General features: G+C 63.5%; 21 protein-coding genes. 12 read left to right on the top strand and 9 right to left on the bottom strand.

Translation table 11 applies throughout. The features are described 5' to 3' along the window. Positions 1 to 29 precede the first annotated feature (29 nt). The 3 genes from FJ978_RS31680 to FJ978_RS31670 all read right to left on the bottom strand — a co-directional run bounded on the left by FJ978_RS31680 (position 30) and on the right by FJ978_RS31670 (position 2,880). Complete coding sequence (locus FJ978_RS31680) at positions 30 to 857, bottom strand: AraC family transcriptional regulator (RefSeq protein ID WP_013894563.1); 828 nt, start codon at positions 855 to 857, stop codon at positions 30 to 32. A gap of 225 nt (positions 858 to 1,082) precedes the next feature. Beyond that, positions 1,083 to 2,081 carry an ABC transporter permease gene (locus tag FJ978_RS31675; protein ID WP_013894564.1) on the bottom strand — a complete coding sequence of 333 codons (999 nt, stop codon included), beginning with the start codon at positions 2,079 to 2,081 and terminating at the stop codon, positions 1,083 to 1,085. 55 nt (positions 2,082 to 2,136) lie between these two features. Beyond that, positions 2,137 to 2,880, bottom strand: a complete 744-nt coding sequence (locus FJ978_RS31670) for an ATP-binding cassette domain-containing protein (protein WP_013894565.1) — start codon at positions 2,878 to 2,880, stop codon at positions 2,137 to 2,139. A gap of 459 nt (positions 2,881 to 3,339) precedes the next feature. On the opposite strand from FJ978_RS31670, the gene FJ978_RS31665 reads away from it, so the two are divergent. Continuing rightward, positions 3,340 to 4,329 (top strand): sugar-binding protein, encoded by a 990-nt coding sequence (locus tag FJ978_RS31665; RefSeq protein ID WP_013894566.1) that lies wholly within the window; start codon positions 3,340 to 3,342, stop codon positions 4,327 to 4,329. 181 nt (positions 4,330 to 4,510) lie between these two features. After that, positions 4,511 to 5,290, top strand: a complete 780-nt coding sequence (locus FJ978_RS31660; RefSeq protein ID WP_013894567.1) for a FadR/GntR family transcriptional regulator — start codon at positions 4,511 to 4,513, stop codon at positions 5,288 to 5,290. A gap of 83 nt (positions 5,291 to 5,373) precedes the next feature. Here the strand turns inward: FJ978_RS31660 and FJ978_RS31655 are convergent, their stop codons facing one another. Then, positions 5,374 to 6,312, bottom strand: coding sequence for an NAD(P)-dependent oxidoreductase (locus FJ978_RS31655; RefSeq protein ID WP_140576762.1), 939 nt, complete (start codon positions 6,310 to 6,312; stop codon positions 5,374 to 5,376). 119 nt (positions 6,313 to 6,431) lie between these two features. On the opposite strand from FJ978_RS31655, the gene FJ978_RS31650 reads away from it, so the two are divergent. After that, positions 6,432 to 7,328 carry an NAD(P)-dependent oxidoreductase gene (locus tag FJ978_RS31650; RefSeq protein ID WP_140576761.1) on the top strand — a complete coding sequence of 299 codons (897 nt, stop codon included), beginning with the start codon at positions 6,432 to 6,434 and terminating at the stop codon, positions 7,326 to 7,328. A gap of 154 nt (positions 7,329 to 7,482) precedes the next feature. Continuing rightward, the gene (locus FJ978_RS31645) at positions 7,483 to 8,259 is read left to right on the top strand and encodes a FadR/GntR family transcriptional regulator (RefSeq protein ID WP_140576759.1); all 777 of its coding nucleotides are present in this window, start codon (positions 7,483 to 7,485) and stop codon (positions 8,257 to 8,259) included. A gap of 9 nt (positions 8,260 to 8,268) precedes the next feature. Here the strand turns inward: FJ978_RS31645 and FJ978_RS31640 are convergent, their stop codons facing one another. After that, positions 8,269 to 8,559: a DUF3175 domain-containing protein gene (locus FJ978_RS31640; protein ID WP_023768265.1), complete on the bottom strand. Its 291-nt coding sequence runs from the start codon at positions 8,557 to 8,559 to the stop codon at positions 8,269 to 8,271. Positions 8,560 to 8,738: 179 nt separating this feature from the next. Between FJ978_RS31640 and FJ978_RS31635 the strand changes: the two genes are divergently transcribed. From FJ978_RS31635 to FJ978_RS31605, 7 genes are all read left to right on the top strand, one after another. Then, complete coding sequence (locus tag FJ978_RS31635) at positions 8,739 to 9,968, top strand: MFS transporter (protein WP_140576758.1); 1,230 nt, start codon at positions 8,739 to 8,741, stop codon at positions 9,966 to 9,968. A 157-nt stretch (positions 9,969 to 10,125) separates the two neighbouring features. Beyond that, positions 10,126 to 11,160 carry a LacI family DNA-binding transcriptional regulator gene (locus FJ978_RS31630; RefSeq protein ID WP_181176901.1) on the top strand — a complete coding sequence of 345 codons (1,035 nt, stop codon included), beginning with the start codon at positions 10,126 to 10,128 and terminating at the stop codon, positions 11,158 to 11,160. 302 nt (positions 11,161 to 11,462) lie between these two features. Continuing rightward, positions 11,463 to 12,590 (top strand): sugar ABC transporter substrate-binding protein, encoded by a 1,128-nt coding sequence (locus FJ978_RS31625; protein WP_013894574.1) that lies wholly within the window; start codon positions 11,463 to 11,465, stop codon positions 12,588 to 12,590. Between the two features lie 79 nt (positions 12,591 to 12,669). Then, positions 12,670 to 14,217, top strand: a complete 1,548-nt coding sequence (locus tag FJ978_RS31620) for a sugar ABC transporter ATP-binding protein (protein WP_140576756.1) — start codon at positions 12,670 to 12,672, stop codon at positions 14,215 to 14,217. Then, positions 14,214 to 15,194, top strand: a complete 981-nt coding sequence (locus tag FJ978_RS31615) for an ABC transporter permease (RefSeq protein ID WP_140576755.1) — start codon at positions 14,214 to 14,216, stop codon at positions 15,192 to 15,194. The genes FJ978_RS31620 and FJ978_RS31615 overlap by 4 nt, the downstream gene beginning before the upstream one ends. Continuing rightward, complete coding sequence (locus FJ978_RS31610; RefSeq protein WP_140576753.1) at positions 15,191 to 16,177, top strand: ABC transporter permease; 987 nt, start codon at positions 15,191 to 15,193, stop codon at positions 16,175 to 16,177. Before FJ978_RS31615 ends, FJ978_RS31610 begins: the two co-directional genes overlap by 4 nt. Before the next feature lie 2 nt (positions 16,178 to 16,179). Then, the gene (locus tag FJ978_RS31605) at positions 16,180 to 16,728 is read left to right on the top strand and encodes a gluconokinase (protein ID WP_140576751.1); all 549 of its coding nucleotides are present in this window, start codon (positions 16,180 to 16,182) and stop codon (positions 16,726 to 16,728) included. Here FJ978_RS31605 and FJ978_RS31600 read toward each other — a convergent pair. The 3 genes from FJ978_RS31600 to FJ978_RS31590 form a co-directional block, all read right to left on the bottom strand. Next, on the bottom strand, positions 16,723 to 17,853 hold the full coding sequence (locus FJ978_RS31600) for a hypothetical protein (protein WP_140576750.1): 1,131 nt from the start codon (positions 17,851 to 17,853) through the stop codon (positions 16,723 to 16,725). The genes FJ978_RS31605 and FJ978_RS31600 overlap by 6 nt on opposite strands. A gap of 87 nt (positions 17,854 to 17,940) precedes the next feature. Further along, entirely contained in the window at positions 17,941 to 18,390 is a 450-nt protein-coding gene (locus FJ978_RS31595) for an Rrf2 family transcriptional regulator (RefSeq protein WP_006202816.1), read from the bottom strand. A gap of 253 nt (positions 18,391 to 18,643) precedes the next feature. After that, complete coding sequence (locus FJ978_RS31590) at positions 18,644 to 19,630, bottom strand: sulfate ABC transporter substrate-binding protein (protein WP_140576748.1); 987 nt, start codon at positions 19,628 to 19,630, stop codon at positions 18,644 to 18,646. A 209-nt stretch (positions 19,631 to 19,839) separates the two neighbouring features. Between FJ978_RS31590 and FJ978_RS31585 the strand changes: the two genes are divergently transcribed. Further along, positions 19,840 to 20,106, top strand: a complete 267-nt coding sequence (locus tag FJ978_RS31585) for an antitoxin (RefSeq protein WP_140576788.1) — start codon at positions 19,840 to 19,842, stop codon at positions 20,104 to 20,106. Positions 20,107 to 20,115: 9 nt separating this feature from the next. On the opposite strand, the gene FJ978_RS31580 is transcribed toward FJ978_RS31585, so the two are convergent. Then, the coding region (locus tag FJ978_RS31580; RefSeq protein ID WP_181176900.1) for a TOBE-like domain-containing protein at positions 20,116 to 20,463 on the bottom strand (348 nt) is incomplete at its 5' end.

The raw sequence follows: 20,463 nt of genomic DNA, 5'->3' as shown, positions 1-20,463 counted from the left end.
CAAGGAGTCTGAAAAACAGGCGTCGGGGCTCAGGCAGTTGCGCGCGCGGCCTCGCGGTAGAGCGTCGGCGGCACGCCGACATGGTCGCGGAAGAAGCGCGAGAAATTGCCTTGCGTGGTGAAGCCGAGGTTGCAGGCGACCGAAATCAGCGGCTCCTGCGACCACTGCAGCTGCCGCACCGCTTCCTCCATGCGCAGCGTGTTCCAGTAGACATTGGGCGTCAAATTGGTCTGTTCCTTGAACAAAGCGAAGAAATGCGGCCGCGACAGGCCGACGCTGCGCGCCACGTCGTCGAAGGAGATGCGCTCGCAGACATTGGCCTTCATCAGCTGGATCGCCTTGCGGACGCGGAAATCCTGCATGGTGCTGATGCGGGCGCGCGCCTCCTGCGGCGCCGAGGCGTCGGCGGCATCGAGCACACTGTCGATGAAGCGCTCGATCTCGTAATTGGCGACGTCGTCGATGCTTTCATTGTCGGTCAGATGGTCGAGCAGGCTGGCGGCAGCCTGGTGCAACCAAGGTTCCAGCGTGATTGCCGCCTGCGAAAACAGCGGTGCGGAAGAGGGCAGGTCGCGGCGGCGGCGTGCCCAGTCGGGATCGATATAGAAGGCGAGAAACAGACCGGGCGTCCCGTTCTGCGACAGGACATGGCTGTGCGGCTGGAAGGAATTGATGCCAGCGGCGGTGCATGGTCCGAGCCGGACGGTCTCTCGGCCGATGGTCATCTCGCCGGCGGTGCCTTCAAGCCAGATGATCAGATGTGCCTCGACATGGGCATGGGTGACGAAGTCGCTCGCGACATTCAGGACAGAAACATGTCCGAACCGGCCCCAGTAGAGCCTGATCGCTTCCGTCATGGGTATATCCTCCCGCAGGCGACTGGCCTCCCTTCGCCTGCATCCAGGATTGTGCGGCCGGTTGTCCGCTTCCGTCAAGCTATCGGCTGTTAGCCGATAGCCATGACAGGCCGCTTCAGCCGATTTTCAGACTGAACGATAGGAACCAGAACGAATAACGCTTCGCCCTTCTCACTGTGGGAGAAGGACGGGGTCCCTTGTGGGAGAAGGACAGGCGCTTGAGCTTCAGTCGCTGCGTCTGAAATTGCGGATGCGGTCGAACAGCACGGCCATCAGAATGGCGCCGCCGATGAACACGCCCTGCCAGAAGGCATTGATGCCGAGCAGGCCAAGGCTGTTGCGGATCACCTCGATGAGGGCCGCACCGACGATGGCGCCGAAGGCGGTGCCGACGCCGCCGGCCAGATTGGCGCCGCCGATGACGGTGGCGGCGATCACCTGAAGCTCCATGCCGGTGCCGAGATTGGTGGTGACGGCGCCCAGCCACCCGGTCTGGATGATGCCGGCAATGCCGGCTGAAAGCGCCGAGATCATGTAGACGGCGACCTTGATCTGCTTCACCGGGACGCCGGTCAGCGTCGCCGCATGCTCGTTGCCACCGATGGCGAAGATGTGGCGGCCGAATTTGGTCCAGCGCAGGATGAAGCCGGTGATCAGCCCCAGCAGGATCATGTAGAGCACCGGATTGGCGATGCCGAACACCCAGGCGCCGCCGCCGAGCGCCAGAAGCTTGTCGTGGTCCGGGCCGAATTGGAAGACGACGGTGTTGTTGGAGGCGACCATGGCCAGGCTGCGGGCAATCGATAGCATGCCGAGCGTCACCACGAACGGCGGAAAGCCGAGATAGGCGATCAAAATGCCGTTGAAGGCGCCGATGGCGAGCGCGGTGGCGATCGAAGCCAGGATGCCGACCTCGATCGAGTAGCCGGCATGCATGGTGACGGCCAGCACCATCGACGACAGGCACAGCACCGAGCCGACCGACAGGTCGATGCCCCCGGTGATGATGACGAAGGTCATGCCGAGCGCGATGATGGCGACAAAGGTGATGTTGCGGGTGATGTTGTAGAGGTTTTTCGATGTGGCGAAGGCGTCGGTTGCGAACGACAGGAAAATGCAGGCCAGGATGACGGCGATCACCACCCAGAAGGTCTGGGTGGAGAACAGCCGCGACAGGAAACTGTGCTGCTTCTGTGCGATCGTCTGGTCAAGGGTGGCTGCCATTATCGACCTTTCCTGCCGGCTGCGATACGCGCCAGCCTGGTGAAATTAGCCGCGCTCACGAGACCTGCTCGATGGCGCCAGTGATGAGCCCGGTGACTTCCTCGGGCGAACTCGATGCGATTGCCTTGTCGGCGACCTTGCGTCCGCGCCGCATGACGATGACGCGGTCGGCGACGTCGAACACGTCGGGCATGCGGTGGCTGATCAGCACCACGGCGATGCCCTGGTCGCGCAGATGGCGGATCAGGTTGAGCACTTCGGCGACCTGCCTGACCGAGATCGCCGCCGTCGGTTCGTCCATCAGCACGATCTTGGCTTGCGACAGCATGGTGCGGGCAATCGCCACCGCCTGGCGCTGGCCGCCCGACATCTGCTTGACGAGATCGCGCGGGCGGGTCTCGGATTTCAACTCGGCGAAGAGCTGGCCGGCGCGTTTGTACATGGCGGCATAGTCGAGGATGCGGAATGGGCCGACGCCGCGCCGCAGTTCGCGGCCGAGATAGACATTGGCGGCGGCCGTCAGATTGTTGCAGAGCGCAAGGTCCTGGTGGACGATCTCGATGCCGTGCTGGCGGGCTTCCGCCGGCTTGTTCAGGATCAATTCCTTGCCGTCCATGCGCATGATGCCATGGCTCGCGTGGAAATTGCCGGCGATCATCTTGACCAATGTCGATTTGCCCGCGCCATTGTCGCCCATCAGGCCGACGACCTGGCCGGGCTCGATCGACAGCGACACGTCGTTGACCGCCTGGATGGCGCCGAAATGCTTCGAGATATTGGTGAGTTCGAGAACCGCCACCAGCCTGTTGCCTCCCATGTTTGCCGCATACCCAAAATAGGGTGCTGCCTTCACGTCGCGCTCCCAGATCCTCCCGGAACCAGCGATGACCGGCATTTACGCGAATGGCCGCGCGGGCGTCAATTGTCGGATGCACAAGAAAATCCAATTGTCAGACGAATAGTTTCGTGCTGTTTTGAAAAATCAGTTTTGTAGGACAAATTGCAATTGACGTTGGCCGTCCGCCGTTATTAGCTGGGAGCCGGAGGAAGATACGCTGGTTCCCTTGACGCCATCATCGGCGACGGGAGCGGCTGGAGGTTATTATCGATCGTGCCGGCGAATGCCGGCCCGGTCGCATCTGAAAATGCTCATCGGCCTGACTTGATGGCACGAGCGCTCGCGCCTTCGTCATCTTGCATCCGGGCTGGTTTGTGTGGCGGGCACGCCGTGTCCGTCTGTTTCCAAGGGAGGACTGACATGAGGAAAACACTTTTGCTCGCCGCCGTCGCCGCCATGGCGTTGGGCGCCGGGCCGGCATTGGCCAAGAAGCAACTCGTCATCGTGGTGAAAGGTCTCGACAATCCGTTCTTCGAGGCCATCCACCAAGGCTGCGAGAAGTGGAACAAGGAAAACGCCAGCTCGGAATATGAATGCTTCTACACCGGCCCGGCGTCGACTTCCGACGAAGCCGGCGAAGCACAGATCGTCCAGGACATGCTGAGCAAGGCCGACACGGTCGCGATGGCGATCTCGCCGTCCAACGCGCCGCTGATCGCGCAGACGATCAAGTCCGCCAATCCGACGATCCCGATCATGACCGTCGACGCCGACCTTTCCAAGGACGACGCCGCGCTTCGCAAGACCTATCTCGGTACCGACAACTACCTGATGGGCAAGAAGATCGGCGAATACATCAAGAAGGCCAAGCCGAATGGCGGCACGATCTGCACCATCGAGGGCAATCCGGCGGCCGACAACATCCTGCGCCGCGCGCAAGGCATGCGCGACGCACTGACGGGCAAGGAAGGGCTCTCGGCGCTTGCCGGCGAAGGTGGCTGGACCGAAGTCGCAGGCTGTCCGGTGTTCACCAATGACGACGGCGCCAAGGGCGTTCAGGCGATGACCGATATCCTCGCCGCCAACCCCAAGCTCGATGCGTTCGGCATCATGGGCGGCTGGCCGCTGTTCGGCGCGCCGCAGCCCTATCGCGACCTGGTCGGCCCGCTCAAGGACCGGCTGGCCAAGAACGACTTCGTCATCGGCGCCGCCGACACGATCGGCGACGAGGTGGCGATCGCCAGAGACGGCCTTGTCACCGCGCTGGTCGGTCAGCGGCCGTTCGAGATGGGCTACAAGGCGCCGTCGGTGATGATCGACCTCATCGAGGGCAAGAAGGTCGACGATCCGGTCTTCACCGGCCTCGACGAATGCACCAAGGACACGGTCGACACCTGCATCCAGAAATAGGCTGCAACTTCGGGGCGCCCGGCGACGGGCGCCCCGTTCCATCGAACCTTCAGAAGACGCGGTAGCCGGGGCAATTGGCTCCAGCTTTGACGCGTCCAGAGTTTGAATTCGGCAACGGGATCGGCGCCGCGCAGATCCGGATCGATCCGGGCGACAGACGGCCGAACCTATTGGAACGTGAATGCCGGACGAAAAGGCAAAGAAACAAGCCAGCCGGGCCAAGGTGCAAGCCAACCGCGATCCGGCGGCGCGCAGAGTGGATGCCGCGCACTTTTCGGGGTCTAGCGTCCATGCCTCGCTGGCCAGCGAGATCGGCCTCAGGATCGTGCGCGGCGATTATCCGCCCGGCAGCATCCTGCCCAACGAAGCCAAATGGGCCGAGACCTTCAACGTCAGCCGCTCGGCGGTGCGCGAGGCGATCAAGATGCTGATGGCCAAGAGCCTTTTGGCATCACGCCCCAAGATCGGCAGCTGGGTCGAGCCGAAGGAGCGCTGGAACCTGCTCGACCGCGACGTGCTTGCCTGGTACGCGACCGCACCCGACCGCGAAGCGTTCCTGCGCACCGTGCAGGAGTTCCGTCACATCATCGAACCGGAAGCATCCGCCTTTGCCGCCATAAGGCGCAACGACGAGCAGATGGCCGAGATCAGCCAGGCCTGCCGCGAGATGGGCGAGGCGGCGAACCTGCCGGAACGCATCCGCGCCGATACACGCTTCCACCTCGCCATCCTGCGCGCCTCGGGCAACGACCTGCTGGTGCCGCTCGGCGTGCTGATCGAGTCTGCGCTCGACCATCTCTTCGTGTTCACGACGCGGCAGGTCGGCGACCAGCCGCGAGCGCAGAAATTGCACGAAGCGATCGAGAAAAGCATTCGCCTGCAGCGCCCGGCGGCGGCGCGCAATGCGGTGCACAAGCTGCTTGCCGACACCGATGAAGGGATCGGAAGGGGCCGGCGGTAAGGCCGCCTAGCTGCCCCAGCTCCTTGTTTTGACGCATTTTCCCTGGGGAAAGCGCTACGCACTTTCCCCGGGAAAACTGCTCTTCAAATCGTCTGCTTCTTGCCGTCCTTCATGGGCATCAGGTCGACGCCGTTGACCTTGCCGATATGGGTGGCCAGCATCGGCACGAACTGCTCGGCCGGGCCTGTGGCATGGGCGCCGGCGAAGGAGTTCTTGGTGGCGTTGCCGAGCGGGTTGGCAATGCCGGCGGCGCCCGCCATCGATTCCAGATAGGTCAGATCCTTGAATGCGTTGGCTATGGTGAATTTGTGCGCGTCGCGATCGCCTTCCAGCGTCCAGCGCATGAAGGTCTGGTAAAAGCCGCAATCCATGCGGCCGTTGCGGATGACGCTGTCAAAACGCGGCGGCGAGATGCCGACCTTTTGCGCCAGGGCCAGCGCTTCGGAATAGATCGCGGCATAACCCAGCGAGATGAAATTGTTGAGCAGTTTCATACGGTGGCCGTCGCCGGTGTCGCCAATGTGGACGATGCGGCCGGCCCAGGTTTCGATCACCGGCTTCACCCGGGCAAAGAGAGCATCGGGCGCGCCGACCATGGCGTCGAGCGTGCCTTCCCAGGCTTCCTTCGGCGTGCGGCTCAGCGGTGCGTCGACATAATCGATGCCCAGCGCCTTGAGTTCGGTCGCCAGTGCCACGGTCGAGACCGGATCGGAGGTCGAGCAATCGACGACGACCGAGCCTTTTCTCAACCCCTCCTTGAGGCCGCCCGGGCCGCGGATGATGGCCTCGACTTCGCGCGAACCGGTGACGCAGATGAAGACGATCGTCGATGCCGCGGCGACATCGCGCGAGGTCGAGGCTTCCTTGGCGCCACGGCCCAGAAGATCTTCCGCCGGTTTGCGGTTCTTGCGGCCGAGGAACGTCAGGGGATAGCCCTTGTCGACGATGTTCTTGGCGATCCCGTGTCCCATCAGACCAAGGCCGATGAAGCCGATCGTCTCGCGCGCGGCAGTCGTGTTCATGTTATCAGTCCTATCCCAGATTATTGATAATAGCGCCGCCGTTTTAGCCCTACGCGGTTGCGGAAAGCAATATTGTCTGACAATACACGGGAATTCCAGAGCCTGTCATGGAGACCACAATGACGAAGCGGATCATGTTCACCGGCGGCAGCGGCAAGGCTGGGCGTCATGTCGTGCAGTATCTTGTCGAGCAGGGCTGCCAGGTGCTCAACATCGACACCAAGCCGCTCGACAATCCCAAGGTGCGCACGCTGATCACGGATATCACCGACAGCGGGCAGGTGTTCAACGCGTTGTCGAGCTATATGGGCCTGCACGAATTCGACCCGTCGCTGCGCCCGCAGCCGGTGGATGCGGTGGTGCATTTCGCCGCCATCCCGCGCATCATGATCACGCCCGACAATGAGGTGTTCCGCATCAACGCGATGGGCACCTACAATATCATCGAGGCCGCGGTGAAGCTTGGCATCCGCAAGGTGATCGTCGCATCCAGCGAGACGACCTACGGGCTCGTCTTCGCCAACGAGCCACGGGATCCCAAATATTTCCCGCTCGACGAGGAGTATGATGTCGATCCGATGGACAGCTACGCTTTGTCCAAGATCGTCAACGAGAAGACGGCGCGGGCCTTCGCGCAGCGCAATGGCACCGACATCTACGCCTTGCGCATCGGCAACGTCATCGAGCCGCATGAGTATTCGCTGTTCCCGAAATGGTTCGCCGATCCGGGCTTCCGCAAGCGCATCGCCTGGAGCTATGTCGACGCGCGCGATCTCGGTCAGATCACGCTGCGCGCCATCGAGAAGGACGGGCTCGGCTACCAGGTGTTCAACGCCGCCAATGACGACACCTCGTCGGATCTGCCGACGGCGGAGCTTTTGAAGCGGTTCTATCCAGATGTGCCGGTCAAGGCGGAACTCGGCGAATACGAGACGCTGCTATCGAACCGCAAGGCGCGCGACGTGCTCGGTTTCCGACCGGAGCATAGCTGGCGCAAATACGTCAAAACCGCCTGAGGCAGGTCGAGGTTCAGGTGATGCCGGTCTGACCTGAACCTCAACATGCGCCATCGAGCAGCGGAACGGGCTGGGCTGTGCATAGCGGCGGGCTTTGCGGCCCAACGGCCCGACAGTGCTTGACAGCTTCCGCAAACCGGCCTTTCTGAAGTCCATGCGGGACGCAAAGCCGAACAAGGAAAAATCGCCGAAAAAGGCTAAGGCCGCTGAGCGCCCGGCCGGTGTTCGGCGGTCCGACGCGGCGCGCATTCCCGGCTCCAGCGTCCACACATCACTGGCCAGCGAGATTGGTCTGCGGATCGTGCGCGGCGATTATCCGCCCGGCACCATCCTGCCCAATGAAGCCAAATGGTCGGAGACCTTCAGCGTCAGCCGTTCGGCGGTCCGCGAGGCGATCAAGATGCTGATGGCCAAGAGCCTTTTGGCCTCACGTCCCAAGATCGGCAGCTGGGTCGAGCCCAAGGAGCGCTGGAACCTGCTCGACCGAGACGTGCTCGCCTGGTACGCGACGTCGCCGGACCGCGAGGTGTTCCTGAAGACGGTGCAGGAGTTCCGTCATATCATCGAGCCGGAAGCGACCGCCTTTGCGGCCATGCGGCGGACCGACGAGCAGATGGCCGAGATCAGCCAAGCCTGCCGCGAGATGGGGGAGGCGACGAGCCTGCAGGAGCGCACGCGCGCCGACACGCACTTCCATCTTGCCATCCTGCGCGCCTCGGGCAACGATCTGCTGGTTCCGCTCGGCGTCCTGATCGAGTCCGCCTTCGATCATCTCTTCACCTATACGACGCGGGCCGTCGACGATCTCAACCATGCGCAAAAGCTGCATGAGGCGATCGAGAAGAACATCCGCCTGCAGCGGCCGGACGCGGCGCGCAACGCGGTGCGCAAATTGCTGGCCAACACCGATCACGTGATCAAGTCGCGTTAGGCCTGGGCGCTAGCCTTCTTTCTCGCGGCCGAAGGCCACCCGCAGTTCGTCCTTGGCGTTCTCGAGCACCTTTTTGCGCGTGGCGGGCAGGTTCTTGCCGGCCCGGTTAATGTAGAAATTCAGCATCGACATGGCGGACTGAAACGGCTCGGCCTTGCGCCTGTGGCTGTGTTCGGCCGATCGCTTGAGCGAGGCAGCGATCTTCTTGGCATCGTCGGATTCGAAGACATGATCCTCGAGATCCATCGCGTTGCTGTGCTCGGTCACCTCGGCCGACCATTTTTCCTTGGCAGCGGTCATGGCTGGGACTCCTTTGCGGGGTTGCTGACCGGAAAACTCCACACATTGGCCTCGGTTCCCGCATTTCTTGTCCGCTCTGGAGCCACGGATTTGCCTGTCGTGGCGCTGCTGCAGGCCCAGAATGCGCCGATAGTGGGAGCGAACGGCAGCCGATTTCGAGATCGCCGACAGGAAACGCCTTGACCCGAACAGACTTGAGCGGACCGAGCCCCGGCATCGACAGTTCCTACGCCTGGATGCGGCTTGCCATTTCGATGCTGCTGGCGACGATCGGCGCCGTGGGCATGTGGGCCGTTGTCGTGGTGCTGCCCGCCGTGCAGGCCGAGTTCGGCGTCGACCGCGCCGCGGCATCGATGCCCTACACCGCAACCATGGTGGGCTTCGCCGCCGGTAATGTGCTGGTTGGCCGCGCCATCGACCGCATGGGCTACTGGATCCCGGCGCTGATCTCTTCCGTGGCGCTATCCGCAGGCCTCCTGTTGGCCGCGCTGTCGACCTCTATCCTGCAATTCACCCTTGCCCAGGGGGTACTGATCGGTGTCGGCACCTCGGTGATCTTCGGGCCGCTGATCGCCGACATCTCGCACTGGTTCAACCGCCGGCGCGGCGTCGCCGTGACAGCCGCCGCGGCAGGCAACTACCTTGCCGGAGCGATCTGGCCGACCATCATGCCGACAGTGATGAAAGCGGAAGGCTGGCGCTTCACCTATGCCGCCATCGGCATCTTTTGCCTGGTTACGATGGTGCCGCTGGTGTTGATGCTGCGGCGCGGCGCTCCGGAGGCTGCGGCCGCCGGCTCGCCGGGGAGCCGGCCGGTGCAGCCGATGCCAATGTCGCCGGCGGCGTTGCAGGCGCTGCTGGTCGTCGCCGGTCTCGGCTGCTGCGTAGCCATGTCGATGCCGCAAGTGCATATCGTGGCCTACTGCATGGATCTCGGCTACGGGGTGGCGCATGGCGCCGACATGCTGTCGATCATGATGGCGGCGGGAGTCGTCAGCCGGCTTGCCTCCGGCTTTGTTGCCGACCGCATCGGCGGCGCGAAAACCTTGCTTGTCGGTTCGGTACTGCAATGCCTGTCGTTGCTGTTCTACATCCCGTTCGACGGGCTCGCCTCGCTCTATGTCGTGTCGCTGGTGTTCGGTCTGTCGCAAGGCGGCATCGTGCCGTGCTACGCAATCATCGTGCGCGAATATTTGCCTGCCAAGGAGGCCGGCCAGCGTATCGGCATCGTCATGATGGCGACGATTTTCGGCATGGCGATCGGCGGCTGGATGTCGGGCTGGATCTACGATCTGACTGGCTCCTACGCCGCAGCATTCCTCAACGGCATCGCCTGGAATTTGTTGAACATACTGGCCATCGGCCTGTTCATGTGGAAGGCGAGGCACAGGGCCACTGTTGCGGCCTGAGACAAAGGGCGCGGTGCGGCTGTTGAGCGCCTCGGCTTGACAACGGACAGGCACTGCGCGACGCCAAAGGCCGAAGGGTGCGGCAACGGGCCGGTGACATGTCAACAGCTCAGATGATCGTATTGCGGGTCCGCTTCGGCGGACATGCGCACGGGCCATGGCCTTGATCAAGCCGCGCTCGCGCCGGGGTGGCGGCCGCCCGACCATATCCGATGTCGCGCGCAAGGCCGGCGTCGGCGCCATCACCGTGTCGCGCGCGCTGCGCGAGCCGGAGCGCGTCAGCCAGGATTTGCGCCGCCAGATCCAGGCCGCGATCGATGAACTCGGCTATGTGCCGGACCCCAATGCGCGGGCGTTGGCGTCGGCACGCGCGGAGGTGTTCGGCGTGCTGGTGCCTTCGCTCACCAACAACGTCTTCGCCGAAGTGGTGCGCGGCATCTATGACAGCCTGTCGGACAGTCCGTTCCGCATCCAGCTCGGTAACACGCACTATTCCGGGCTGGAGGAGGAGCGGCTCTTGCAGCTGTTCGGCTCGCAGCGGCCTGCAGCGCTGATCGTGGCCGGCATCGACCAGACGCCGAGCTCACGAAGACTGCTGGAGAATGCCGGTTGCCCGGTGGTGCAGGTGATGGAGACCGGCCCCGATCCCGTCGACATGATGGTCGGGTTTTCGCATCTCGACGGCGGCAGAACGGCGACCGAGCACCTGATCGAGATGGGGTATCGTCGTGTCGGCTTCATCGGCGCACGCATGGATCCGCGCTCGCAGCGGCGCCTCGCCGGCTACCGGATCGCCATGGAAAAAGCTGGCCTGTTCGATCCGCGCCTGGTCACCACCACGCCGGTGCCGTCCAGCGTGTCGCTCGGCCGCGAACTGTTCCGGGATGCCCTCGCCAAGGTTCCGACGCTCGACGGTGTGTTCTGCAACAATGACGACATCGCGCTCGGCGTGCTTTTCGAATGCCACCGCGCCGCGATCGACGTGCCGAAAATCATCGGCATCGTCGGCTTCAACGATCTCGACATGATGCAGGTGGCGTTTCCCTCGGTCACCAGCATCCGCACCCATCGCTATGAAATCGGCCGGCGTGCTGTCGCCATGGCGCTGGCGGCGATCGGCGGCGACAGGCCGCAGCAGCGGGTCGTCGATCTCGGCTTCGAGCTCAAGCGCCGCGAGAGCACTGCCCGCTGAGTATCTTAGAGTCCGCTGAAATGAGACTTTACAGCCTTTCTTGGTAGCGCTACCATTCCGCGCTCGCGAAAACTCACAAGAGGAACAACTCTGTTTATTATACATAAGCGACAGAATGTTTCTTGTTTATTATGGATAATATGATAGTTTTCGTAGCCGCTTGAGGGAGCGACAAGGGAGAGGATCAGGTCGGCGTTGACCGCCTGAAACAGCGGCGGGCCAAGGCAGGAGGTGCTTGAGCAAGCGCGTCAATTGTACTGCAGCCAACAGATAAATCAGAACTGCAAATGGGAGGAATATCGATGATCAAGTCACTCGTTGGTGGCATCGTTGCCGCCACTGCATTCGTCATGTTGAGTTCGGCGGCGATGGCCGCTGGGCCTGAAGTCGTCAAGGGACCGGCCGCCGAGCCGGACTGTTTTGCGCCCTGGGCCGCCGATACCCAATTCTTCAAATTCCCCAAGAAGGACGGTCCATACCGCATTGCGCTCGCCAACGGCTATATCGCCAACACCTGGCGCATCCAGATGGTGCAGACCGCCAAGGCCTATGCCGCACAGCCGGATGTCGCCAAGAAGCTGAAGGAATTCAAGGTCGTCTCGACCGGCGAGGACGTTCCGGCGCAGATATCCGCGATCAACAACTTCATCGATTCCGGCTTTGACGCGATCGTCGTCAACGCGCAGAATCCGACCGCCTTCGGACCGGTCATCAAGCGTGCCAAGGAAGCCGGTGTGGTGCTCGTCGCCTTCGACAACATCCTCGACACCAAGGACGCCATCAACGTCAATGTCGACCAGAAGGGGCTTGGCGCATTGTGGGGCAAGTGGCTGGTCTCGCACGTGCCGAACGGCGGCAAGGTGCTCGAGGTGCGCGGCGTTGCCGGCACCTCGGTCGACACCGACCGCCATGCCGGTATCCACGAAGTGCTCGACGGTTCCGGCAAGAAGTGGGCCGTCACCGAGGTGGTCGGCAAGTGGGACGATGGCGTGGCCCAGAAAGCGACAGCCGACGCGATCGCCACCAATGGACCTTTCGACGGCATCACCGGGCAGGGCGGCGATACCGGCATCGTGCAGGCGATGATGGACGCCAAGCATCCGTTTGTTCCGTTCGGCGGCGAAACGGAGAATGGCTTCCGCAAATTCTGCTCGGCGCATGCGGCGGATGGGCTCAAATGCTCATCGGCCGGCACTGGTCCTGCCCAGGTGGCGGTCGCCATCAAGACGGCGATAGCAGCCCTCGAAGGCAATGTCGTGCCGCAGTCGGTCAAGCTGCCGTTGGCAATCGTCGAGGATCCCAACTTCAAGGCAGGCCAGGATTTCTTCCCCGACCAGTCCGACAATTTCTTCGTCGGCAATTCCTTCCCGACCTGCGGCATCAATTTCACGGCCCAGGAGATCATGGGCCAGACCAAGGAAAACAAATAATCCGACCGGCCGGTGCCGCGGGAGAAATCCCGCGGCACCGGCCGCTTGTTCCAATCGCAATTACCCTTGGGGAGGGCTGATGGACGGCGCGGTTCCGCTCTTGCGCGTGGAAGGCATATCCAAGCGCTATGGCGGCGTACGGGCGCTGGAGAAGGCTGATCTGTCGGTTTCTGCCGGCAGCATCCACGCCATCCTCGGTGAAAACGGCGCCGGTAAATCCACACTGATCAAGGTCATGGCCGGTGTCGTGGCGCCCGACGAGGGCCGCATGATGCTGGACGGGCGTGAAGTGACCTTCGCTTCGCCGGGTGCGGCGAACAAGGCCGGCATCGTCTGCATCTTCCAGGAACTGTCGCTGATCCCCGAACTCAGTGTCGCCGACAACATCGTCATTTCCGACCCGCCCAAACGCTTCGGCATGATCGACCGCAAGGCGCAGCGCCGCATCGCGGAAGATGCGCTGGCGCGCGCAGGGGCCGCCGATATCCACCCGCTGGCGTTGGTGAAGGATCTGCCGCTGTCGCGCCGGCAGATGGTCGAGATCGCCAAGGCCTTGGCGCGCAAGCCACGCATCCTCATCCTCGACGAGGCGACCTCGGCGCTGACGGCGGCGGATGTCTCGAGGATTTTCGAGGTGCTCAAGCGGCTGCGCTCGGAAGGGCTGGCGCTGCTCTATATCTCGCACCGCATGAACGAGATCGCCGAATTGGCCGACCAGTGCACGGTGTTTCGCAACGGCCGCAATGTCGCCAGCTACAAGGCCGGCTCGAAGAGCGACAATGAGGTGGTCGAACTGATGATCGGCCGCGAATACAGCCACATCTTTCCGCCCAAGCCGATGGCGGTGCCTGCCACCGCCGCCCCCAGGCTCGAGGCCCGCAAGCTTTCCTGGGCCGACCGGCTGGACAACATCTCGCTGACCGTCAGGGCCGGCGAGGTGGTCGGTCTCGGCGGTCTCGATGGCCAAGGTCAGCGCGAATTGCTGCTCGCCTTCTTCGGCGTGCTGCGTGGGCTGTCCGGTCAAATCCTGATCGACGGCAAACCGGTGGCGATCGCCAGTCCATCGGCCGCCCGCGATGACGGCATCGGCATGGCGCTCATCCCCGAAGACCGCAAGACGGAAGGGCTGATGCTGCCGATGACGGTGCGCGAGAACCTGTCCTTCGCCGCGCTCGACCGGCTATCCAGGGGCGGCATCATCGACCGCACGGCCGAGCAGCGGCTGATCGACGACATGGTCGGTCTTCTGGCGATCAAGACGGCGGGGCTCGACATTCCGGTCGGCGCGCTGTCGGGCGGCAACCAGCAGAAGGTGGTTATCGCCAAATGGCTGATGCGCCAGCCGCGCATCATCCTGCTCAACGATCCGACGCGCGGGATCGATGTCGGCACCAAGCAGGAGCTCTATCAGCTGATGCGCAAGCTGGCGGATGCGGGTGCGGCGATCCTGTTCTATTCGACCGACTATGACGAGCTGATCGGCTGCTGCGACCGGGTGCTGGTGCTCTATGACGGAGCGGTCAAGCGCGAGCTGGTCGGCGCCGAGATCACCGAGCGGGCGCTGATATCGAGCGCGCTCAACATTGATGGCAAGGAGAGCCCGGTGGGCCTGGGAGCAAGTGCGTGAAGGATTGGCGCTACTGGCTGGCCGAGCAGCGCGGAACATTGCTGGCGCTCGGCATCTTCATCGTCATGTTCGCCATCTACAGCGCGAACCATCCGGCCGGCTTCAGCGCCAATGTCGTGCAGACGGCGGCGAACAAAGGCGTGCTGCTCGCCTTCGTCGCCATGGCGCAAACGCTGGTGGTGATCACCGCCGGCATCGACCTGTCCGTCGGCATGATCTTCCTGCTTACCAATTGTCTCGCCTCCTGGCTGGTGGTGGGGACGCCGATGCAGACGGCGCTCGGCGTCGTCGCCGTGCTGGCGGTCGGGCTGTTGTGCGGCGCCATCAATGGCGCCATCGTGATCTACGGGCGGCTGCAGCCGATCGTCGCCACCATTGCGACGGGCGCTGTCTATTACGGCATCGGCCTTCTGCTGCGGCCCTTTCCGGGTGGTTCGGTCAATGAGGATTTGGCCGATGCGCTGACCGGCCGCGTTTTCGGCGTGGTGCCGGCGAGCCTTGTCGTGCTGCTGGCCGTCGTGCTGGTGGTTTGGGTGCCGTTCAGCCGCTCGGTGCTCGGCAGGGCGGCCTATGCGGCCGGATCATCGGAGACGGCGGCCTACATGTCCGGCGTGCCGATAAGGCGCGGCAAGTTCGCTGCCTACGCGCTGGCCGGGCTGCTGGCCGCGATTGGCGGCCTGTTCCTGACCTTCTTCACCTATACGGGCGAAGCGGCCTATGCCAGCGGCAACGCCTACACGCTGTTTTCGATCGCCGCCGTGGTGCTGGGCGGCGTCTCGCTGTTCGGCGGCAAGGGCAGCGCCATCGGCGCGATCTTTGGCGCGCTTGCCTTCCGCACCATCGGCGACCTGTTGTTCGTGTTTGATTTCGATCCGCTCTGGCAGCCCTTGTTCCAGGGGGTTATCCTGCTGATCGCCGTCAGCCTCGGCGCCTTCGCCCTTTTTCGGGTCCGCAACCGGCTGGAGTGGTTCCTGTGAGCGAGACGACCTTGGGCGGCATTGCCGGCCGCATGCCGAAATTCATCCGCCGCGCCGATCCGGCGGTGCTGACGGCTTTTGCCTGCATCGTGATGCTGCTGTTGCTGGGCAGCCTCTATTCGCGCAGCTTCCTGTCGCCTGAATATCTGCTGCAGCAGCTGAAAGTGGCATCGTTTCTCGGCGTCATCGCCACCGGCATGATGCTGGTCGTCCTGCTCGGCCAGATCGACCTGTCGGTACCATGGTCGGTGGCGGCAGGCGCGATGATGGCCTGCGCGGCGGCCGCCTACGGTCCGGCCGGCGTGGCGCTGGCCATTCCGTTCGGCATCTTCTGCGGCGTGCTGATCGGCATCGTCAACGGCATTGGCGTCGCCTATCTGCGCATCCCCTCGATGATCATCACGCTTGCCACCAACGCCGTCGCGCAAGGGCTGATGGTGGTTTACACCGGCGGCTTCTCTCCCCAGGATTCGGCCACCGGCGCCATGCGATACCTGGCCACGGGCTTTGCCATTCCGGCGGTGCCCAATGCGGTGATCATCTGGGCGCTGATCGGCGCCGCGATGGTGTTCGTGCTGACCCGCACCGCCTTTGGCCGCACCGTCTACGGCATCGGCAACCGCGAGCGCGCCGCCTATCTCTCGGGCATCGACACAAGACGCGTGGTGATGATCGCCTTCGCCGTCTCCGGCGGGCTCTCCGCCTTTGGCGGCGTGCTGCTGGCCGGCTATGCCTCCAAGGCGGCGCAGTCGATGGGCGACGCCTACCTCCTGCCGTCGATCGCTGCCGTGGTGCTGGGTGGCACCTCGATCCTCGGCGGGCGCGGCTCCTATCTCGGCACCGTTGCCGGCGTCATACTGATCACGCTCCTGCAATCCATCCTGTCGGTCATGCAGATGCCGGAAGCGGGGCGGCAGATCATCTACGGCGTGGTCATCGTCGCCATGCTGTTGCTCTACGGCCGCGCGCCGGCAAGCCGCTGACCGTGGACGACAAGACAGCGCAGGCGCGTAGGGGCGCCTCCGGTTCGGCGCCTCCCGCGATCGTGGTGATGGGCGTCGCTGGCTGCGGCAAGTCGGCCGTCGGAACCGCGCTGGCGGAGGCGCTGGGCGCGATCTTCATCGAGGGCGACAGGCTGCATCCGCCGGAGAATGTCGCCCGCATGGCAAGCGGCGAGCCGCTTACCGACCAGCTGCGCGAAGGCTGGCTCGACGCGATCGGCGAGCGCATCGTCGCGTCGGTCCGCCAAGGGCAGGGTGTGGTCGCTGCCTGCTCGGCGCTGAAGCGCGGCTACCGCGAACGGCTGCGCGGTTTCCGCCGCGACATCGTCTTCCTTTACCTCGAGATCGATCCGGCGACGGCGAGCGAGCGGGTCGCCGGCCGCAAGGGCCATTTCATGCCGGCAAGCCTGGTCGACAGCCAGTTCGCCATCCTCGAGCCGCCGGGAATGGATGAGCAGGCGTTGACGCTCGATGCGACGCGCCCGGTCGCCGAACTCGTCACGGATGCGACCCGCTTGCTGCGCCGCTCATGAGCCGTCACCGGCACCGATGCTGTGTCGACCCTCTGTCAGGCGTTGGCGACGGGACCACGACATCATCTGCTCGGGGCAATGCTTGAGTGCCTGCAGCAGACAATCACGCTTGAGCAGGATGTAGCTTGCCTGCAGGACCGTGTTCTTGGCTCCATCCCTGGACATGCCCGGGGGCGGGTTCGCGGGCACCAGCTCGTGGCTCAGGACGGCCCGGTACTGGCTGAAGGGAACCTCTTCGAAGGTCGACATGGCAAACAGCGCCGCCTTGCCCCTTGCGGCGAAATTCGCCGGGGCCGAGGCAAGATGCGTCCAGCCGCTGTCACCCAGAGCGACCTCGGTGAAGGTCGAGCCGGCGTGGATATTGTTGGTCATCAGCACCACGCCATTCTCCTTCAAGACCTTCTGGATGCGGATGGTGAGCTGATAGACATCGTCGCGGTCGAAGACGAGGCGGCCCTTCAGGAACCGGTTCTCGACATTGACCAGCGGCGGGTTCAGGAAGCGCAGGCCGAACGAAGACTCGGAAACTCCATGCGCGTTGACGCTCACCTGATAGGCCCCGATGCCGGCCTCGTGCAGGGCGCGCTTGCCGAAGATGGTCTGCGAGGTGAACTGATCGCACCAGATCATGGCGCCGTGGCCGCGTTGCAAGGCGGCCCGCAGCCCCTCGAGCCCTTCCAGCCGTGTCGTTGGCGACCAGCGTCGGGCGACCAGATGCGCGGCAAGCTGCAGGCGGCGGCGATGGCGGGCCGCGAGCAAGGCCTCGAACAGGCTGCGCGCATCGATATCATCGCCAAGCACTGCGTGGACGGCTTCGGCGTAGGGTGAGAACTCCTTGCGCAGATGCCGCTTCAGGCCAAGTCTGGACACGCGCTGGCAGACCGGCGCCCACCAGCGTATGGGCAAAGCCGCCGCGACCACGAGATACAGGACGGCGAGCAGGCTTTCGCGAGGGTCCCTGTTGGAGAAACGGCGCGGCCTGCCGGGGCGGATCAGCTTGCGGCTGAAGAAGCGCACATCCTCCGCCCGTTCCGGAACGCGAATGTCGGCGATGATTTCAGTGCGGAAGGCGGCCGCGGACGGCGGCTTGCGGTTGCGGGACTTTGCGAACCACGACAGCCTCATCGGTCCAGCCTGTTGTTCAAGACCGCTTTACTGCGTCGATATGGGCCGCGCAACCGCGATGGCGAATGCCGCGCATCAGGCCGTGGCCTAGATCTGCGACGTCAACTCGACCGGGAAATCATCGTTGTCTGCATCGCGCATGGCAGCGAGGCTGCGGTTGTCCAGCACCTCGGCGATCGCCTGGCGCACCTCCAGCATCATGTGCCGGACCTGGCAGGTCGCCTCGTCGCAATCCTCGCAACGCTGGTACTGCGTACGGCTGGCGCAGGGTATCGGCGCCAGCGGCCCGTCGAGGACGCGCACGACATGGCCGATCTTGATCTCGGAGGCCGGACGGGCGAGGCGGTAGCCGCCTTCCTTGCCCTTGCGGCTCTGGACGAAGCCGGCATTGCGCAATTCGCCCAGGATGGCATCGAGGAATTTCTTCGGGATGTTGTTGGCGACCGCGATGTCGTTGACGAAGGCCAATTGGCCGACGGGAAGACCGGAAAGATGCACGAGGGCCTTGAGGCCGTATTTGCCTTTTTTTGTCAGCATGCCCTGATCAACCCATTGAAGCCCCAACCACCCGCATCTGGCGGCTGTTTGTGTGCAAATAATGACGGCATCGCCGCGCGACGGTATTTCGCGACAACAAGACGCCAATGGCACGTTAGGCACAAACGCGTTGATTCTTTGTAACGTTTTGCACGAAGGCCGCCGATATTGCGCCGGAAACCGGCCTGCCGGCGCATAAACGAAAAAGCCGGCAAGGCGCCGGCTTTCCCATCCTGTTCAAATCCTGCAACCGTCAGCGGCTGCCATAGGCCTGGTCGAGCAGACCGCCGGCGGCGAAGTGTTCTTTCTGGATCTTGTCCCAGCCGCCGAACACGTCTTCCACTGTCAGTAGGCGGATCTCGGGGAAATCGGCCTTGTATTTCGCGGTCACGGCCGCATCGCGGGTCCGCAGGCCGTTGCGGGCGGCGATATCCTGGCCTTCAGGCGTGTAGAGGAAGTCGAGATAGGTCTTGGCCAGATCGCGCGTGCCGTGCTCGTCGGCTACCTTGTCGACGATCGCAACCGGGAATTCGGCAAGCAGGCTGACCGAAGGCGTGACCTGCTCGAACTTGTCGTCGCCATACTCCTTGCGGATGCCGCGTGTTTCGGACTCGAAGGTGATCAGCACGTCGCCGATCTCGCGCTGCACGAAGGTGGTGGTCGCGGCGCGGCCGCCAGTGTCGAAGATCGGCACGTTGTTGAACAGCTTGGCGATGAACTCCTTCACCTTGGCGTCGTCGCCCTTGAAGGCTTCCTTGGCGTAGGCGGTTGCCGCCAGATAGGTGTAGCGCGCATTGCCCGACGTCTTCGGGTTGGGGAAGATCACCTGCACGTCGTCGCGCACCAGATCGTTCCAGTCCTTGATGTGCTTGGGGTTGCCCGCGCGGACGAGAAACGAGGGCAGTGAATAGAAGGGCGAGGCGTTGTCGGGAAAGTCCTTCTGCCAGTCGGCCGAGACGAGCTTCTTCTTGACCAGGAAATCGACGTCGGTGACCTGATTGAAGGTGACGACATCGGCGCCGAGGCCTTCGGCGATGGCGCGCGCCTGCGCCGAGGTGCCGGCATGCGACTGGTCGATGGTGACGCCCGGATGTTTCTCGACGAAGGCCTTGTTGACCTGGGCGAACAGTTCGCGGCCAACATCATAGGAGGCGTTGAGCAGCTTGTCGGCCGACCACGCTTGGGAGGATGCGAGGAACAGGCTAGCGACGGTGGCAACGCCGAGGAAAAATCGCTTCATGAAAACAGGCTCCGATGCAATGCGCTTATAGCCCGACCATAGCCGCGACGCAGGGTACGCGGCGAGGCATGCGAGGCGATCCATGGCATTGCTGTGCGAAAATACATCGTCAGAAACGCCTTTCATTGGAATTCTGTTCCAGTCAGCCCCCTCTTGCCTTCGGCTTTTACCTTCTTGCATTGCAGCGTCGGGCAGCATTTACAAATGGCATACAAGGAGGCAATCATGCCCAGCATCGTCATTCAAAAACGCCACCGAAGGAGGCGAAACTGTCCCGCCACAACCGCAGCCAGGCGGTGCGCATTCCTGTCGAGTTCGGGCTGCCCGGCGGTAAGGTTCTGGTCAGTCGCGAAGGCAACCGCCTTGTCAAAGCCGGGCTTACCGCGCTGCTCGCCCAATGGGCGAAAGAGCCACCGCTCGGCCCTGAAGACGACTTTCCCGCGATTAACGATCCGCCTGTGCGCAATAGCGCCTGACCCTGAGGATCAGGTAGTCGGAAACAGTTTCCAACGTCCCGGGCGGAAAGCCACCCGGCTCTTCTGCGCCGCCGGGTGGTCGACCGGCAGCTCGATCTCGACCCGCCGGCGTTCGCCACCGATTTCGAGCTCGACGCGCCGTGTGCCGGCGACACGGCGGCTGGCGGCCACCGTGCCGGCGATGCAGCCGCTGCAGCCGTCCAGCAGTTCGACATCGTGCGGGCGGAAATAGAGCGTCGCATCGCCTTTTGGCGCGTGCGGCGCCGACAGCCCGATCGGACGGTCGGCGAGCCAGATCTCGCCGTTCTCGACCTTGACGGGGAGCGAGCTCGATTCGCCGATGAAGCCGTAGACGAA

The sequence above is a fragment of the Mesorhizobium sp. B1-1-7 genome, assembly GCF_006442705.1.
Taxonomy (GTDB): Bacteria; Pseudomonadota; Alphaproteobacteria; order Rhizobiales; family Rhizobiaceae; genus Mesorhizobium; species Mesorhizobium opportunistum.
Note: the sequence above shows the minus strand (reverse complement) of the source record. Positions and strands in the feature narration are given on the sequence as shown.